This window comes from Lachnoanaerobaculum sanguinis (assembly GCF_033242365.1).
GTDB classification, from domain to species: Bacteria; Bacillota; Clostridia; order Lachnospirales; family Lachnospiraceae; genus Lachnoanaerobaculum; species Lachnoanaerobaculum sanguinis.
In genome coordinates, this window is the sequence record NZ_BTHK01000045.1 from 1 (window position 1) to 1,000 (window position 1,000).

Below are 1,000 nucleotides of genomic sequence, written 5' to 3' on the forward strand. Positions count from 1 at the left end.
CTGATTCTGAATGCAGCCATGAAAAGCATAGGATTAAAAGCAGGTCTTACAGAAGCTCGGATGGAGATACAGGATCTGATAGAGGATTATGAACTCCAGACAAAACGCCTTGAACGGGTCAATGACCTGATCAAAGAACTGTGCCAACAGGTCAGGTATGCGGATAAGCTGCTTGAAATAAAAGGTATAGGAATAACAACCGTAGCTGGTTTCATAGCAGAAGTTGGTGATATCACGCGCTTTGATAGCACGAAAGAACTTCAGAAACTTGCAGGATTGGAACTGGTGGCAGATAGTTCCGGTAAGCACGACGGAAAAACAAAGATAAGCAAAAGAGGACGCAAGCGTCTCAGATATCTACTTTTTGAGGCAGCGATATCGGTGGTGGGAAAGAATGAAGAATTCAAAGAAATCCACAGATATTATACCACCAGGGAAAAGAATCCATTGAAAAAGATGCAGTCGCTGATAGCAGTAGCATGTAAGCTGATAAGAGTATTCCATGTGATCCTTACCAAGGGAATCAGTTATGATGCATCAAAGATGTTGAAAGATATTCGACGTCCGGGAGAGCAGTTAAAGGCTGCATAACCGAGCAATAAAGAACAACCATAATGATTATAGGAAGCGTCCACCGAAAGGTGCTGTAATCGTAGTGTTTGGATCAGTGATGAAAGTACAAAGAATGAGCTGGTAGCCGGCAGGAATTTTCTCCAAAGGGCATGACCCTGATGAATAGCTAAGCTGGCACCCTGGTTATGGACAGGCAGAACGAAGGAAGTGAGGACCCACCGTAAGGAGGATAATCCTGTTGGACATGAGAGGTGAGCTGCCATATAGGGATGGGTACACATCGAGGCCATTTAGAACGAATAGTGATGACGTTTTATTTGGTGCACCCATTATTACTATATATCTGCCCTGTATGAGGTAAAGATCACTCCATAACCTTAGTTCTATTCAATGACAGGTATCAAAAAGTATTGAATTTATTAAAAAA

The 1,000-nt window shown here is 42.4% G+C and carries 1 protein-coding gene; it reads left to right on the plus strand.

Annotation, left to right across the window (positions count from 1 at the left end):
* Positions 1-591: transposase (locus tag SBH76_RS13450; RefSeq protein ID WP_317978164.1), on the plus strand; the 591-nt coding region annotated here is incomplete at its 5' end.
* Positions 592-1,000 lie beyond the last annotated feature (409 nt).